The organism is Kineosporiaceae bacterium SCSIO 59966, from assembly GCA_020881835.1.
GTDB lineage: Bacteria > Actinomycetota > Actinomycetes > Actinomycetales > SCSIO-59966 > SCSIO-59966.
In genome coordinates this window covers 2,183,427-2,199,898 of sequence record CP052876.1, presented here as the reverse complement: position 1 = coordinate 2,199,898, position 16,472 = coordinate 2,183,427, and the positions used below count along the sequence as shown (strand labels likewise).

9 protein-coding genes, 1 tRNA gene and 1 CRISPR repeat array (1 of these 11 only partly in view) are annotated in these 16,472 nt (G+C 74.1%); of the genes, 6 read left to right on the top strand and 4 right to left on the bottom strand.

Translation table 11 applies throughout. The annotated features are described in order from the left end of the window. Positions 1-21: 21 nt before the first annotated feature. Positions 22-768, bottom strand: a complete 747-nt coding sequence (locus HJG43_10205) for an ABC transporter permease subunit (GenBank protein UER55885.1) — start codon at positions 766-768, stop codon at positions 22-24. Between the two features lie 53 nt (positions 769-821). Further along, the gene (locus tag HJG43_10200) at positions 822-1,748 is read right to left on the bottom strand and encodes an ABC transporter ATP-binding protein (protein UER54846.1); all 927 of its coding nucleotides are present in this window, start codon (positions 1,746-1,748) and stop codon (positions 822-824) included. 77 nt (positions 1,749-1,825) lie between these two features. Here HJG43_10200 and HJG43_10195 point away from each other — a divergent pair, with 77 nt between their 5' ends. From HJG43_10195 to HJG43_10175, 5 genes are all read left to right on the top strand, one after another. Next, positions 1,826-3,277 carry a GuaB1 family IMP dehydrogenase-related protein gene (locus HJG43_10195; protein ID UER54845.1) on the top strand — a complete coding sequence of 484 codons (1,452 nt, stop codon included), beginning with the start codon at positions 1,826-1,828 and terminating at the stop codon, positions 3,275-3,277. A 105-nt stretch (positions 3,278-3,382) separates the two neighbouring features. Then, positions 3,383-4,696 carry an HlyC/CorC family transporter gene (locus HJG43_10190; GenBank protein UER55884.1) on the top strand — a complete coding sequence of 438 codons (1,314 nt, stop codon included), beginning with the start codon at positions 3,383-3,385 and terminating at the stop codon, positions 4,694-4,696. Then, positions 4,693-5,742, top strand: a complete 1,050-nt coding sequence (locus HJG43_10185; protein UER54844.1) for an HlyC/CorC family transporter — start codon at positions 4,693-4,695, stop codon at positions 5,740-5,742. Before HJG43_10190 ends, HJG43_10185 begins: the two co-directional genes overlap by 4 nt. Positions 5,743-6,454: 712 nt before the next feature. Continuing rightward, on the top strand, positions 6,455-7,000 hold the full coding sequence (locus tag HJG43_10180) for a hypothetical protein (GenBank protein UER55883.1): 546 nt from the start codon (positions 6,455-6,457) through the stop codon (positions 6,998-7,000). A gap of 21 nt (positions 7,001-7,021) precedes the next feature. Beyond that, positions 7,022-7,093 (top strand) — tRNA-Arg (locus HJG43_10175). 40 nt (positions 7,094-7,133) lie between these two features. Here the strand turns inward: HJG43_10175 and HJG43_10170 are convergent. Both HJG43_10170 and HJG43_10165 read right to left on the bottom strand, forming a co-directional pair. Continuing rightward, positions 7,134-7,580, bottom strand: a complete 447-nt coding sequence (locus tag HJG43_10170; GenBank protein ID UER55882.1) for a phospholipase — start codon at positions 7,578-7,580, stop codon at positions 7,134-7,136. 14 nt (positions 7,581-7,594) lie between these two features. Beyond that, on the bottom strand, positions 7,595-8,017 hold the full coding sequence (locus HJG43_10165; protein ID UER54843.1) for a DoxX family protein: 423 nt from the start codon (positions 8,015-8,017) through the stop codon (positions 7,595-7,597). 98 nt (positions 8,018-8,115) lie between these two features. Between HJG43_10165 and HJG43_10160 the strand changes: the two genes are divergently transcribed. After that, positions 8,116-8,439, top strand: coding sequence for a helix-turn-helix transcriptional regulator (locus HJG43_10160; GenBank protein ID UER54842.1), 324 nt, complete (start codon positions 8,116-8,118; stop codon positions 8,437-8,439). Positions 8,440-8,776: 337 nt separating this feature from the next. Then, a CRISPR array of direct repeats spans positions 8,777-16,472; the repeat unit is 28 nt; unit sequence GGATGACCCCCGCGTGGGCGGGGACGAC; it runs 934 nt beyond the window's last position.

The window sequence follows — 16,472 nt, the reverse complement described above, 5'->3', positions numbered from 1 at the left end:
GCACGCCGGCCCGCAGGCCGGTCAGGCGACGTCGCGGCGCACCGTGGAGGCCCAGCCGAGCACGAAGAACACGACGGCGTAGCCGGCCAGGACCAGGCCGCCGGCCCACCAGTCGAGCAGCTGGACCGGGCTGCCGACGGTGAGCAGGCTCCCGCCCGCCATCGCGTCACCGGCGGCCCCCGGCAGGTAGCGGGACACCTCGCGGGTCGCCGACCACGCTCCCAGCCCCAGCCGCAGGATCGGCTCCACGAGCTGGGAGAAGGCCAGGACGACGATGACCGCGGCGACCTGGTTGCGCAGCAGCGCTCCGACCCCCACGCCGACCGCGGCCCACAGGCCCATGCCGAGCACGCTCTGCGCCAGCGCGCGCAGCACCTCACCGGTCAGCCCGGCGTCCTCCCCACGCAGCGCGAGCACGCCCGCGGCGCCGCCGAGGCCGGCCAGCACCCCGACGACGCCGAAGAGCAGGCCGACCAGGGTGGCCGAGACCAGCTTGGCCAGCAGCACGAGGCCGCGTCGTGGTGTCGCCAGGAACGTGTAGGTGAGCGTCTGGTACCGGTACTCGGTGGTGATCGAGAGCGTGCCGACGAGCAGCGGGAACACGTACCCGAGCGGCATCGCGACGGTGTAGAGCGCCAGACGCATCTGCTCCGGTGGCAATCGCGGTGGACCACCGGTGGCCTGCGGCCCGGCGGTGAAGGCCAGCGCGAGGAAGGCGGCGATCGCCAGCACGTACCCGGTCATGACGAGGAGCAGCACCCACCACATCCGGGTGGTCGTCGTCTTGCGCAGCTCGACCCGCAGGGCCGTGGGGAACCCGTTCACCGCGCCACCCCTTCGTGGGCGGTCAGCCGGAGGAACGTCTGCTCCAGCCCCTCGTCCTCGGCCCGCAGCTCGTGCAGCTCGATCCCGGCACGGTGCGCCGCGTGGCCGACCTCGGCGGCCGTCATCCCCTGCACCCGAAGTGACCCGGGGGCGCCGTCCACGGTCGTGGCGCTCGCCCCGGCCCCGGTGAGGGCGCCGGCCAGCCGGTCGGCGTCCGGGGAGACCACCCGCACCGTGCGCCGCGCCGTCTCGGCGAGGTCGGCCAGCGACGAGTGCTGCACCAGCCGGCCGCGGGCCATGATCACGACGTCGTCGACCGTCTGCTGCACCTCGGCGAGCACGTGGCTGGATATCAGCACGGTGCGGCCCTCGCCCGCCAGCGCCCGCAGGAACCCGCGCAGCCACGCGATGCCTTCGGGGTCCAGCCCGTTCGCCGGCTCGTCGAGGACGAGCACGGGTGGGTCCCCGAGCAGCGCGGCGGCCAGACCGAGCCGCTGGCGCATGCCGAGGGAGTACCCGCCGGCGCGGCGGTCAGCGGAGTCGGTGAGGCCCACCAGGGCGAGCAGCGCGTCGACGCGGGAGTCCGGGACCCCGGCGGTCAGGGCGAGCACCCTCAGGTGGTCGCGACCGGTCCGACCGGGGTGCACGTCGCTGGCCTCCAGCAGCGCCCCGACGGTGCGCTGCGGCGCCTCGAGGTCGGCGTACCGGCGACCGCCGACGGTGGCCGTCCCTGCGGTGGGGGTGACAAGGCCGAGCAGCATCCGCAGCGTCGTCGTCTTGCCGGCCCCGTTCGGGCCGAGGAAGCCGGTGACCCTGCCGGGTGGCACCGTCACGCTGAGGTCGTCGACGGCCCGCACCGGCCCGAACGTCTTGCTCAGCCCGCGGAGCTCGACCAGCCCCGGGTGGACCGTGTCGGTCGCCATCGCCACCCCCTGACCTCGACGGGCATCCTGCCGGACGACGCGCCGCAGGTCACGGCCGGGTGCCACCATGGTGTGTCGTGCGCTTCCTCGACGGCCGTCCGCCCACCGACCTCACCTACGCGGACGCCTTCCTCGTCCCGAGCCGGTCCGCCGTCGCCTCGCGGCTGGACGTCGACCTGACCCCCACCGACGGCACCGGCGCCACGGTTCCGGTCGTCGTCGCCAACATGACCGCGGTGAGCGGCCGGCGGATGGCCGAGACCGTCGCCCGGCGCGGCGCTCTCGCCGTGCTGCCGCAGGACATCCCGCTCGACGTCGTCGCCGACGTCGTGCGCTGGGTCAAGTCGCGCCACCCGGTGCTGGAGACCCCGGTGACCGTGCGACCCACGGACACCGTCACCGACGTCCTGCACCTCGTGCCCAAGCGGGCGCACGGCGCCGCGGTCGTCCTCGACGACGCCGAGCGGCCCGTCGGCGTCGTCACCGAGGCGGACTGCGCCGGCGTGGACCGGTTCACCCAGGTGCACCAGGTGATGTCGGCCGGACCGTTCACCCTCGAGGCCGCCGACGTGCTCGCCGACGGCGGCCTGGAGCGTGCCTTCGACGTCCTCGACGGCGCCCGGCTGCACCTGGCCCCCGTCGTCGACGACAGGGGCCGCCTCGCCGGCCTGCTGACCCGGCGCGGGGCGCTGCGCTCCCGGCTCTACACCCCGGCCACCGACGCGGCGGGCCGGCTGCGGGTCGGGGCCGCGATCGGCATCAACGGCGACGTCGCGGCGACCGCCGAGGCCGTGCTCGCCGCCGGGGCCGACGTCCTCGTCGTCGACACCGCGCACGGCCACCAGGAGCGGATGCTGGCCGCGCTGCGCACCGTGCGGGCCCTGGACCCGGCCGTGCCCGTCGTGGCCGGCAACGTCGTCACCGCCGACGGGGTGCGTGACCTTGTCGAGGCCGGGGCGGACGTCGTCAAGGTCGGTGTCGGCCCTGGCGCCATGTGCACGACCCGGATGATGACGGCCGTGGGGCGGCCGCAGCTGTCGGCGGTGATCGAGTGCGCGGCCGCGGCCCGTGAGGTCGGTGCCGCCGTGTGGGCCGACGGGGGCGTGCGTCACCCGCGGGACGTCGCCCTCGCCCTGGCCGCCGGTGCCTCCCAGGTGATGGTGGGGTCGTGGTTCGCCGGCACCCTGGAGAGCCCCGGCGACCTGATGACCGACGAGGCCGGCCGGCCGTACAAGGAGTCCTTCGGGATGGCCTCGGCGCGGGCCGTGGCCGCCCGGACCCGCCGGGACTCGGCCTTCGAGCGGGCCCGCAAGGCGCTGTTCGAGGAGGGCATCTCCGCCTCCCGGATGCTGCTCGACCCGCAGCGTCCCGGGGTCGAGGACCTGCTTGACCACATCACCTCGGGGCTGCGCAGCGCCTGCACCTACGCCGGCGCCTCGACGCTGGCCGAGCTGCACGAACGGGCCGTCCTGGGCGTGCAGTCCGCCGCCGGCTACGACGAGGGCCGGCCCCTGCCCACCGGCTGGTGACCTCCGCGGCGGTGCCCGCACGGCTAGCATGGGTGCCGCGATGGACGATCATCCTTCATCTGCGGCCCGGTCCTCATCGGTGTCCGCGCCCGGCGGACCCCCGTGCTGACCGAGTGGCTGCTCCTCGGCCTCGGTGTGCTGCTCACCTTGGGCACCGGGGTCTTCGTCGCCGCCGAGTTCTCCCTGGTCACCCTGGACCGCCCCGCGGTCGAGCACGCCCGGGACGCCGGTGAGCCCGGCGCCGCCGGCGTGCTCGCCGGACTGCGGACGCTGTCCACCCAGCTGAGCGGGGCCCAGGTCGGCATCACCCTGACCACGCTGCTGGTCGGCTACCTCGTCGAGCCGTCGCTGTCCCGGTTGCTGCGCGGCCCGCTGACAGCGGCCGGCCTGCCCGAGGCAGCGGTCGGCGGGACGTCGGTCGGCCTGGGGATGCTGCTGGCCACCGTGGCCTCGATGCTCGTCGGCGAGCTCATCCCGAAGAACCTGGCGCTGGCCGTGCCGATGGCAACCGCCCGCTGGGCGGTCCCGCTGCAGCGGGCGTTCACCTTCGTCACGGGGCCGCTCATCCGGGTCCTCAACGGCTCGGCGAACCGGGTCCTGCTCGCCGTCGGGGTCGAGCCGCGCGAGGAGCTGTCCTCCAGCAGGTCCCCCGAGGAGCTCGCCTCGCTCGTCCGCCGCTCGGCCGAGGCCGGCACCCTCGACGAGGGCACCGCGACGCTGCTGGCCCGATCCCTGGGCTTCAGCACGCGCACCGCTGCCGACGTCATGACCCACCGGGTGCGGATGGTCAGCGTCCGCCGGGAGGACACCGCCGCGGACGTCGTCCGGCTGGCCCGCGCGACGGGGTACTCCCGGTTCCCGGTGGTCGACACCGACCTCGACGACATCGCCGGGGTCGTGCACGTCAAGAAGGCCATCGCCGTCCCCCACCACAAGCGTGAGGAGGTGCCCGCGGCCGCGCTGATGACCGAGGCCCTGCGGGTGCCCGAGACCGTCCGGCTCGACCCGCTGCTCGTCCAGCTGCGCGAGCAGGGACTGCAGATGGCCGTCGTCACCGACGAGTACGGCGGGACCGCCGGCATCGTCACCCTGGAGGACCTCATCGAGGAGCTCGTCGGTGAGGTGGCCGACGAGCACGACCGGGCCCGGGCCGGGGCCCGCCGGCTGCGGGACGGGTCCTGGGTGGTGCCGGCGCTGCTGCGTCCCGACGAGGTCCGTGACCGGCTCGGGGCGGACATCCCCGAGGGACCCTCCTACGAGACCGTCGGCGGGTTCGTCGTGGCCCGGCTCGGCCGGCTCGCCCGGGTCGGCGACGAGGTCGTCGTCCCCGGCGGCGTGCTCCGGGTGGAGCGGCTCGACGGACGCCGGATCGACCGGCTGCGGTTCATCCCGTCGGCGCGGGCGGAGGTGGCGTCGTGAGTGACGGGGCCGCCCTCCTGCTCGGGGTCGCGCTGCTGGCCGCCAACGCCTTCTTCGTCGGCGGCGAGTTCGCCGTCATCTCCGCGCGGCGCAGCCAGATCGAGCCGCGTGCCGAGGCGGGCAGCCGGGCCGCTCGCACGACGCTGTGGGCGATGGAGCACGTGTCGCTCATGCTCGCGTGCGCCCAGCTCGGCATCACGGTCGCCTCGCTCGGGCTCGGCGCGGTCGCCGAGCCGGCGCTCGCGCACCTCATCGAGCCGGTCTTCGCGTGGCTGGGCGTGCCGGAGGACCTGGTCCACCCGGCCGCCTTCGCGCTCGCCCTCGCCGTCGTCGTCTACCTGCACGTCGTCCTGGGCGAGATGGTCCCCAAGAACATCGCCATCGCCGGCCCGGAGCGGGCCGCGCTCCTGCTCGCGCCGCCGCTCGTGCTCGTCGCCCGGGTGGTCTCCCCGCTGATCCGGCTGCTCAACGCGGCCGCCAACTTCGCCCTGCGGCTCGTGGGCGTCGAGCCCAGGGATGAGGTGGTGTCCGCGTACACGGCCGAGGAGGTGCACTCCATCGTCACCGAGTCCACCCGCGAGGGGCTGCTGGAGGACGAGCACGGCCTGCTCACCGGTGCGATCGAGTTCAGCGAGCTCGTGGCGACCGACGTCATGGTGCCGGTGGAGGACCTCGTCACCCTGCCGCTCGGCAGCACCCCGTCGGACGTCGAGCGGCTGGTCGGGCGGACCGGGTTCAGCCGGTTCCCGGTCGTGGCGGGTGACGGCGACCTCGTCGGGTACCTGCACCTCAAGGACGTCCTGTACGCCGAGGACGACGCCCACGACGAGCCGGTGCCCGACAAACGAGTCCGGTCCCTGGTGTCGGTGCGCTACGACGACGAGATCGAGGACGCCCTGGCGAGCATGCAGCGCAGCGGGTCCCACCTGGCGCGGGTGCTCGACGACTCGGGCCGCGTGGTGGGGGTGCTGTTCCTCGAGGACGTGCTCGAAGAGCTGGTCGGGGAGATCCGAGACGTCACCCGCAGGACGCCACTGAACCGGTGACTCCGCTCACCCAGGGTTGCGTCGCTACCCGCCGGTCCCGTTATAGTCCCGTGACCCGTCCACCCTCCGTGGGTCGCGGCCGGTCTCGGGTCGGCCGTGCGGGTCTGCTGTACTGCCTGCCCTGCCCGTTGTCTGCCGTCGTCTCCCGCGGAGGTACTCACCCGTGGCATCGCACCGTGCCAGCGGAACCCCGCTGCGGCGTACGCCCGAGCGTCTCCCCGGTAGTGCCCCCTCCCGTGTCCTCGCAAACCCCACGCCGTCGGGAGAGTTCCCGAGCCGCCGCGAGCTGCGGGCCGCAGAGCGCGCCTCTGGACGGGCTTCTGGCCGTGCGACTGGCCGTGCCGCTGGCCGAGCGGCCCACCGTGCTCCTGAGCACGTCGCTGGGCGGGCCGCCGGCCGGGCCGCGCACCGGGCCTCCCGTCCCGCCGTCGCGCTGACCCGGCGCCAGCTGCGTGAGCTGGAGATCCGCCGCCGCCGCCGCGCCCTCGTCGTCGGCCGGCTGCCTCAGGTCGGGGTCGTCGGCGTCCTGGGCCTGGCCACCATCGTCGCTCCGCTGGCCGGTGACGTCCTGCCCACGACCGACGGGGACGCCGCCACCTCGACGGCGGCGGCCGCCGCCCCCGCGGCGGCGGCTCGGACGGCGTTCCGGGTGCTACCCAGCGTCACCGACGTGGTCGCCGTCCCGGAGGTGCTCGCGGTGGACACCGCCGAGGTGCCCACTGCGGAGGAGCTGGCTGCCGCTCGTGAGCGCGCCGAGCGGGCCAGCCGGGAGCGTGAGCGGGTCGCGCTGGAGCAGGCCCGTCTGCAGGAGGCCGTCGGTGACTGCGACGTCGCGAACATCGACGTCGGTGCCGCCAACGGCCGCCTGCGGGTCAGGGACCTGTGCGAGCTGTGGGGCACCGGCCACCTGCTGCGCGCGGACGCTGCCGTGGCGCTGGCCAAGCTGCGGTTCGCCTACCAGGACCACTTCGGCGAGGACCTCGTCATCACCGACTCCTACCGCAGCTACCGCTCGCAGGTCGCCGTCCGCGCGCGCAAGCCCCGGCTGGCCGCCGTCCCGGGGACCAGCGAGCACGGCTGGGGCCTGGCCGTCGACCTCGCCGGCGGCGTCCAGGTGGCCGACCACCGGTACCGGTGGCTGCGGGAGAACGCCCCGGCGTTCGGGTGGGACAACCCGGACTGGGCCCGCCGCGGCGGTGCCGGCCCGTACGAGCCGTGGCACTGGGAGTACGTGGCCGGGCAGTCAGCCGCCGACTGATAGGCTCACCGAGCACGACCGGCCCCCGTAGCTCAGGGGATAGAGCACCGCCCTCCGGAGGCGGGAGCGCAGGTTCGAATCCTGCCGGGGGCACCGGGTGATCTTCTTTGGCCCGTTCCGGGCCGGGACGCGCTCAGGCCGGGACGAAGAGGTCGTGGGCAGCGGTCACCAGCCCGGCCACGACGTCCAGCTCGGTCTCGTCGCGCGGTGCGTAGAGCATGACGATGGCGTCCGGGATCGGACCGCGACCCGCCAGCGGGTGCCGCTCTGCCCAGCCCGCGTCGATCGCCTCCGCCACCAGTTCTCGCGGCAGCACGGTGTGCACGCTGAAGTCCGGCGCCGGGTGCAGGTGCGCGAACTCGGTGCCCACGATGAACAGCCGGGACGGCCCACCGGACGGGAGCGTCAGCGCCCGCGCACCCGGCACCGAGATCGCACTCGGGCGCTCCACGACGCCCGGCAGGGCGAACAGGCGGGCCGCCAGCTGCTCGCGGATGCTGGGGTCCGTCGGCTGCTGGTCCAGCTGGGTGTGGGGGTTGGACGGCGTGGTGCGCGGGCGCGGCCCCGGCCGCGGCGGCAGTGGGGTGGGCAGCGTCACTCGAACCAGCCGTCCAGCAGCGGGCCGGTGATCGTCAGCCCGAGGTCCGGGGTGGTGGCGAAGAAGGCGAACAGCGCCAGCGCCGCACCGGCCAGGGAGAGGTCCTTGAGGAACTGGGTCTGCTCCATCTGCCGGCCCTGCGGGTCGGTGACGCTCCAGAAGTTGTGCATGAGGAACGCCGTCGGGATCAGGAAGATCACCAGCAGGAGCGCGCCGAGGTCGGCCCAGATGCCGAGCAGCACCATGAGCCCGCCCACCACGATGAGTACACCGCTGCCGATCACCGACGCGCGGGGCGCCGGCACGCCCTTGCTGCCGGCGTACCCGGCCATCGCCTGGGTCTGGGTGAGGTGCCCCAGTCCGCTACCGAAGAACAGCAGGACGAACAGCACCCGGCCTACGAGCACGACCCATTCCATCTCGACTCCCATCGTTGCTATCTTTGGTAACTACCTTGGGTAAGGTAGCGGGGTCGCCGGGCCGATGCAATGCTTGGAGGGTGGTGAGGAGAGAGTTGTTGGACGCCGCGCACTGCCCGAGGTTCCAGGAGTCGATCGAGTTCCTCGGACGCCGGTGGACGGCCTCGATCCTGCGACGCATGTTCGAGGGGCCCGTCCGGTTCACCGACCTCCTCGACGCGGTACCTCACCTGTCGTCGCGACTGCTCACCCAGCGGCTCGAGGAGCTGTGCCGGGCCGGTGTCATCAGCCACCGGCTCCAGGACGGCTGCCCGCGCTACGAGCTGACCGACATGGGCCGGGACCTCGAGCCGGTGTTCCTCGCGATCGATCGCTGGAACCGTCGCTGGAGCGACACCCTGGCCCAGGCGTCGTCGGCCTGACGCGAGCGGACGTGACTGGCGAACTGCCGCCGTCGGCGTTTCCCGGACGTCATCAACAAGCAGGCTCCCGGGCCCCGCACGGCCCGCGTACGGGACCTGCCGAACTCCACCGATGCGGCGTACTCGACGGGATGACCCCCGCGTGGGGAGGACGACACCGCACGGGGCGGAGGTGGCGATGCCGGGTGACGGACGACGCCCGTGTGGGCCCGGAACGACCGGGCAGTTCCCGTGGCCGTCAGCGGGCAAATTTCACCGTCCGCCTCTGGGCAGTTCCTACTGTCCCTTGACAGGCGGGGACGACCAACTCCTCCCGGACACGCGGCAGCGGGTCGCGGGATGACACCCGCGTGGGCGGGGACGACTTGGCGACGACGAGGGCGACGTCGGCGTTGTCGGGATGACCCCCGCGTGGGCGGGGACGACACCCCATGATCGTCCAGAAGGGTCGCTACCGGCGGATGACCCCCGCGTGGGCGGGGACGACCGTGCGTACTGCTCGACCAGGGACGGGACGGAGGGATGACCCCCGCGTGGGCGGGGACGACCGCTCCAGCAACTCCCCTCCGGCGACTGGAAGAGGATGACCCCCGCGTGGGCGGGGACGACATGGTCACCGACTGTGCCGCCGTGTGGCCGTTCGGATGACCCCCGCGTGGGCGGGGACGACTGGCTGCTGCCGACTCCGTCGCCGTGGAAGTCCGGATGACCCCCGCGTGGGCGGGGACGACGAGTCGGACTCCTACGAGTGGGTCATACCGGGCGGATGACCCCCGCGTGGGCGGGGACGACTACCAGGAGCAGTGGGGCGCGTCCGTCGGGTGGGGATGACCCCCGCGTGGGCGGGGACGACCGTCTGCGCGCAGGTACCCCGTTCCCGTACCCGGGATGACCCCCGCGTGGGCGGGGACGACGACAGCTCGACGCCGGCCTCGAACGCGGCCCAGGGATGACCCCCGCGTGGGCGGGGACGACAAGTCACGGAACAGGACGAGGGTGCCCTCGTAGGGATGACCCCCGCGTGGGCGGGGACGACCCCCTACTGATGTCCACCATCGTGGATCACACCGGATGACCCCCGCGTGAGCGGGGACAACGCCAGCACATCTGAGCGGGGAACCTCCCACCAAGGATGACCCCCGCGTGGGCGGGGACGACGAGATACCGCAGCAGCTTCACGGTCTCGTGCGCGGATGACCCCCGCGTGGGCGGGGACGACGTCCTCGTCGCCCACGTAAGGGCGCTGCGCCAGGGATGACCCCCGCGTGGGCGGGGACGACACCGGGTCAGGGAGAACGGGGCCGACCTTCGGGGGATGACCCCGCGTGGGCGGGGACGACGGCCTGGACGCCGGCCCGGAGGCCCTGGGGCAGGGATGACCCCCGCGTGGGCGGGGACGACACTCCTATCACTCGTGTGGTGATGTGGTCTGCAGGATGACCCCCGCGTGGGCGGGGACGACTCGGAGTCCACGAGGTCGTGGTAGGAGCCGGCGGGATGACCCCCGCGTGGGCGGGGACGACGGCGAGACGATCAACCGCCAGCAGGACCAGGCGGGATGACCCCCGCGTGGGCGGGGACGACGTGTACGTGGGGTCGGCGACGTGGACGACGAAGGGATGACCCCCGCGTGGGCGGGGACGACGGGCCGCGGCTGAACAGGGCCGGAGCGACGATCGGATGACCCCCGCGTGGGCGGGGACGACCGGGACACGTCCTCGGGGGCGGTCTGCATGACGGGATGACCCCCGCGTGGGCGGGGACGACCGCGAGCGCCCGGGCCAGGAAGGGGGGGTCGGCGGATGACCCCCGCGTGGGCGGGGACGACCTCCCCCTGCTGGAGGGCATCAACGCGCAGCGGGGATGACCCCCGCGTGGGCGGGGACGACCTCCTCCGCGCTGCTGGGGTGGCCGGAGTTCGGGGATGACCCCCGCGTGGGCGGGGACGACGATAGTGCCGCAGCAACCGCCAGCCCAGGCCACGGATGACCCCCGCGTGGGCGGGGACGACCTCGTGTCGTGGACGCCGGCGACCGTGCTGCCGGGATGACCCCCGCGTGGGCGGGGACGACGGGGGCCTGGGTGGTGGCGACCGCCTGGGTGGGGGATGACCCCCGCGTGGCCGGGGACGACTCAATCTGGGAGGCGTCAGCAACAGATCAGCCTGGATGACCCCCGCGTGGGCGGGGACGACGAAAGCGACGAGCCTGGTGCGCGTGTAGTTCACGGATGACCCCCGCGTGGGCGGGGACGACCAGCCCAGGCTCATCGCGGCGGCGTACACGTGGGGATGACCCCCGCGTGGGCGGGGACGACTGGATCTTCAACCCGTTCACCGGCGCCGTTACCGGATGACCCCCGCGTGGGCGGGGACGACGACAGGAGGAACGTCGGCCGGAACTCGAAGAACGGATGACCCCCGCGTGGGCGGGACGACCTCTTGCGTTTTCTGGCCGTAGCGGGGGTGCGACGGATGACCCCCGCGTGGGCGGGGACGACCGGTCCGACCACTGCCGGGCCTCGCTCAACGCCGGATGACCCCCGCGTGGGCGGGGACGACATGGCGTCCGCCGGGGACCTGCTCCGTGAGTCGGGATGACCCCGCGTGGGCGGGGACGACCTCCCGCCGCGGCCGGTCCAACGACGGCATGACGGATGACCCCCGCGTGGGCGGGGACGACACCTTCGTCCCGCCGCCGATGGCGGCGGCAACCGGATGACCCCCGCGTGGGCGGGGACGACCTCCAGCGTGACCTCCTCCTTGGGACGGTCGGTGGATGACCCCCGCGTGGGCGGGGACGACGTACCGCACCGCCAAGCTGATCTCCGAACGGCCGGATGACCCCCGCGTGGGCGGGGACGACAGCCGTTGCGTCGCAGGATCCGCCTCCGCGAACGGATGACCCCCGCGTGGGCGGGGACGACCCCGGGTGGTCGTGGACCAGGCCGGCTCGTCGCGGATGACCCCCGCGTGGGCGGGGACGACGAGCTGAACAGCCTGCTCGACGCGCAGGATGGGGGATGACCCCCGCGTGGGCGGGGACGACGCGGCTCTCGGTCTGGACGCCGGCCCGGAGGCCGGATGACCCCCGCGTGGGCGGGGACGACGCCGTCATCGCAGGGAACTACGTCGGCCCGTACGGATGACCCCCGCGTGGGCGGGGACGACCGGCTGTCCGGTACATCGTCGGGGGCATGGGACGGATGACCCCCGCGTGGGCGGGGACGACGCGGCCGGGGTCGGCTCCCACACCACCGCGGCGGGATGACCCCCGCGTGGGCGGGGACGACGCCGACCGCGGGTCCGCCTCGTCGAGCAGGCGGGGATGACCCCCGCGTGGGCGGGGACGACGTGACCGACGACGCCAGCCAGCCACACCACTACGGATGACCGCCGCGTGGGCGGGGACGACCGTTCGACTCCGGCGGCTGGCTGATGCCCGGGTGGATGACCCCCGCGTGGGCGGGGACGACAACGACGCGACCGACCCGTCGCAGTACCTGTCCGGATGACCCCCGCGTGGGCGGGGACGACAGGCCCGGCACCTCATCGAGCGCCGAGGTCAACGGATGACCCCCGCGTGGGCGGGGACGGCGCCGTCTCCAACGCGGACTCCCTCTACCCGTACGGATGACCCCCGCGTGGGCGGGGACGACCCATGACCACCAAGACCTTCAACATCGACCCGTAGGATGACCCCCGCGTGGGCGGGGACGACCGCTTCCCGACCGCGACACGCACCGTCATCCGGGGATGACCCCCGCGTGGGCGGGGACGACGCGGCCGACGCGAACCGGTCCAGTGGGACTCACGGATGACCCCCGCGTGGGCGGGGACGACGTAGGCGTCCTGGTCCGGCGTGGACCACACCACGGATGACCCCCGCGTGGGCGGGGACGACGAGTACTCAGCGTCCTATGCCTGGCGCCACTTCGGATGACCCCCGCGTGGGCGGGGACGACCACAACCTGCGAGTCCATGCCCTCCGCGAGCGCGGATGACCCCCGCGTGGGCGGGGACGACGACGTCGCGTTCAACCCGGACTCGGAGGGCTACGGATGACCCCCGCGTGGGCGGGGACGACCCGTCGAGCGCGGCGAGCCGGGCCGACAGTCCGGGATGACCCCCCGCGTGGGCGGGGACGACGAGGCTCACGCCGCCCTGCTCGCCCACCCGCGCGGATGACCCCCGCGTGGGCGGGGACGACCGCCCGTCCGGTGGCGGGTCCTGCCAGACGATGGGATGACCCCCGCGTGGGCGGGGACGACGCGTCACGCGGCTTGGTGGGGGTTGAGGTGGACGGATGACCCCCGCGTGGGCGGGGACGACGCCGCGGCGATGGGCGGGGAGGACCTGGCCGCGGGATGACCCCCGCGTGGGCGGGGACGACAACAGCGCCGCTACCTGCTGTGTGGTGAGGGGCGGATGACCCCCGCGTGGGCGGGGACGACGCCTCGTCCGAGAACCCGGACAGCGACGTCCCGGGATGACCCCCGCGTGGGCGGGGACGACTCACTACAAGACCACCACCCTCGCTCTGCGTCGGGATGACCCCCGCGTGGGCGGGGACGACGCGAAGAGGTACGCGGACTGCGAGTCGCCGGGGGGATGACCCCCGCGTGGGCGGGGACGACTGGGCGACCTTCGACCACTCCTCACCCAACGACGGATGACCCCCGCGTGGGCGGGGACGACGCCATGAGCAACTGGAGCGCCGTCGCCGCCGCCGGATGACCCCCGCGTGGGCGGGGACGACGAGGCTAACCCTGACGGCGACTGCCTCGGGTGCGGATGACCCCCGCGTGGGCGGGGACGACCCGGGGCCGGTCATCGCCGACACGCTCACCGGGGGATGACCCCCGCGTGGGCGGGGACGACCCGGGGCCGGTCATCGCCGACACGCTCACCGGGGGATGACCCCCGCGTGGGCGGGGACGACATGTCGGAGGCAGTTCCGCTCACCCGCGTCCCCGGATGACCCCCGCGTGGGCGGGGACGACAGCGACACGCCGACAGGCTGTCCGTGGCGTGAGGGATGACCCCCGCGTGGGCGGGGACGACAGCGACACGCCGACAGGCTGTCCGTGGCGTGAGGGATGACCCCCGCGTGGGCGGGGACGACAGCGACACGCCGACAGGCTGTCCGTGGCGTGAGGGATGACCCCCGCGTGGGCGGGGACGACGCTATGGCCCGGGCGTGCCACTCTCGGACATCGGGATGACCCCCGCGTGGGCGGGGACGACGTCCAGCGACCACCGCAGCCGGCCGTTCATCCGGGATGACCCCCGCGTGGGCGGGGACGACCGCCGAACCGGACGGACCCGGGTGCTGTTCGTCGGATGACCCCCGCGTGGGCGGGGACGACCTGGAAGCCTGGCGTGCCGTAGCGGATGGAGAGGGATGACCCCCGCGTGGGCGGGGACGACCGAGAGGGAAGTGCGATGAGTGAGAACGAGTCGGGATGACCCCCGCGTGGGCGGGGACGACGACCGGTCGATCACCGATGAGTCCCTGGAGTCGGGATGACCCCCGCGTGGGCGGGGACGACGCGTCCCTGCTGGGTGGTGCGTTCCTGCTTGCGGGATGACCCCCGCGTGGGCGGGGACGACGTCAGGAGTCCAAGCGTCGTGAGGCAGTACCGAGGATGACCCCCGCGTGGGCGGGGACGACGGCGAGACGATCAACCGCCAGCAGGACCAGACGGGATGACCCCCGCGTGGGCGGGGACGACGCCTGGAAGGACACGGACGCCTCGGTGACGACCGGATGACCCCCGCGTGGGCGGGGACGACCATCGATGACCCTCGATCAGTACGCAGGCCTGCGGATGACCCCCGCGTGGGCGGGGACGACGCGCGTCCACTGCCCTCCAGATGGGCGTTGGGGGGATGACCCCCGCGTGGGCGGGGACGACAAACCGGCACAGTTCAGACTGTGCCGTTGGGGGGGATGACCCCCGCGTGGGCGGGGACGACCGTCCAGCGGTGCGACGAACTGGCTGGCCTGACGGATGACCCCCGCGTGGGCGGGGACGACCGGGTGCCGGTCGAGGTCACCGAGCGGGACGCGGGATGACCCCCGCGTGGGCGGGGACGACTGGCGCAACACCAACCGTAGACGCGCGGTGTACGGATGACCCCCGCGTGGGCGGGGACGACGGTCCGCGGACGCGGCGGCCGTGGAGGAGACGCGGATGACCCCCGCGTGGGCGGGGACGACGTCCCGTTGCGGGACCTGCGGACCATCGTGGACGGATGACCCCCGCGTGGGCGGGGACGACGTGTACGTGGGGTCGGCGACGTGGACGACGAAGGGATGACCCCCGCGTGGGCGGGGACGACGTCGCCGAGGGCGCGGTCAAGCCGGAGGCCGCGGGATGACCCCCGCGTGGGCGGGGACGACCTGGGATGCCGCCGACTCCCCGTCGAACCGGACGGATGACCCCCGCGTGGGCGGGGACGACGCCACCGCCGAGCAGCGACAGCACGTCCATCAGGGATGACCCCCGCGTGGGCGGGGACGACGAGCGCGTCGATGAGCGCCCGTGCGCTGGGGAGGGATGACCCCCGCGTGGGCGGGGACGACGCTGCCGCGGGACGTGCGGCTGCGGCCGATGCCGGATGACCCCCGCGTGGGCGGGGACGACTCCCCCGCGGCGAGAGCGCGCTGGAGGGTCCGCGGATGACCCCCGCGTGGGCGGGGACGACCGGGCCTGGCTCGCCGCGCGCTCGTGACGGCCGGGATGACCCCCGCGTGGGCGGGGACGACACGACGAGTGGACGACAACCTGGCAGGAAGAGCGGATGACCCCCGCGTGGGCGGGGACGACGGCAACCCCCCGGGACAGCCGTAGGGGTCATGGGGATGACCCCCGCGTGGGCGGGGACGACCCCAGCAACGTAGACAGCAGCTCCGGCAGGACCGGATGACCCCCGCGTGGGCGGGGACGACGCGAACGCGGCCTTGATGCCCTCGATGGGAGAGGGATGACCCCCGCGTGGGCGGGGACGACTCAGCATCGGCGTCTGACAGCCCGGCGTCTTCGGGATGACCCCCGCGTGGGCGGGGACGACGCCCGAGGCGAGCACGAGTGGGACGACCAGCCCGGATGACCCCCGCGTGGGCGGGGACGACCAGTGCCCCACCCTCGACAACGGGTCGGACTGGGGATGACCCCCGCGTGGGCGGGGACGACCCGTCTCGGCGCAGCACCTCGTAGCGCGTGCGCGGATGACCCCCGCGTGGGCGGGAACGACCTCCCCGAAAAGACCCCCTCCGGGGGGTGCTACGGATGACCCCCGCGTGGGCGGGGACGACACGCTGACGATCCTCACCAACGACATCGCCGCGGGATGACCCCCGCGTGGGCGGGGACGACCCGGTCGTGACGATCGTCGGCTGGCTGGCGCTGGGATGACCCCCGCGTGGGCGGGGACGACCAAGCCGCCGAGCTCGACACCAAGGCCCTCGAGGGATGACCCCCGCGTGGGCGGGGACGACTTCGTCGCCCTGGCCCCCGGGTACTACAAGGGGGGATGACCCCCGCGTGGGCGGGGACGACTCGGACACGTGCTCGACCCGCTGCTGGGCCGCCGGATGACCCCCGCGTGGGCGGGGACGACATCGCCGACAGGGCGATCCGGTCGATCGCCGGGGGATGACCCCCGCGTGGGCGGGGACGACGTCGTCGTGGTCAATGAGGCCCAGGTAGGAGAGGGATGACCCCCGCGTGGGCGGGGACGACCACCTCGTACTCGGCGGCGGGGATGGTGCCGTTGGGATGACCCCCGCGTGGGCGGGGACGACGTCCTTCCTCCCAACCAGGAGATCGAGATCAGCGGATGACCCCCGCGTGGGCGGGGACGACACGAGCGCGGCGTCCAGCTCGGAGACGGTGGCCGGATGACCCCCGCGTGGGCGGGGACGACGTGATCCCGGTGTCCCCGGGGACCCACACGTACGGATGACCCCCGCGTGGGCGGGGACGACCGTCCGCACGTCAGCCCACGGTCGTCCGACCGGGGATGACCC

Excerpts from the sequence above, each read along its gene's own strand:
- HJG43_10205 (UER55885.1), bottom strand. The coding sequence starts at position 768 with ATGTGGTGGGTGCTGCTCCTCGTCATGACCGGGTACGTGCTGGCGATC.
- HJG43_10200 (UER54846.1), bottom strand. The coding sequence starts at position 1,748 with ATGGCGACCGACACGGTCCACCCGGGGCTGGTCGAGCTCCGCGGGCTG.
- HJG43_10165 (UER54843.1), bottom strand. The coding sequence starts at position 8,017 with ATGGAATGGGTCGTGCTCGTAGGCCGGGTGCTGTTCGTCCTGCTGTTC.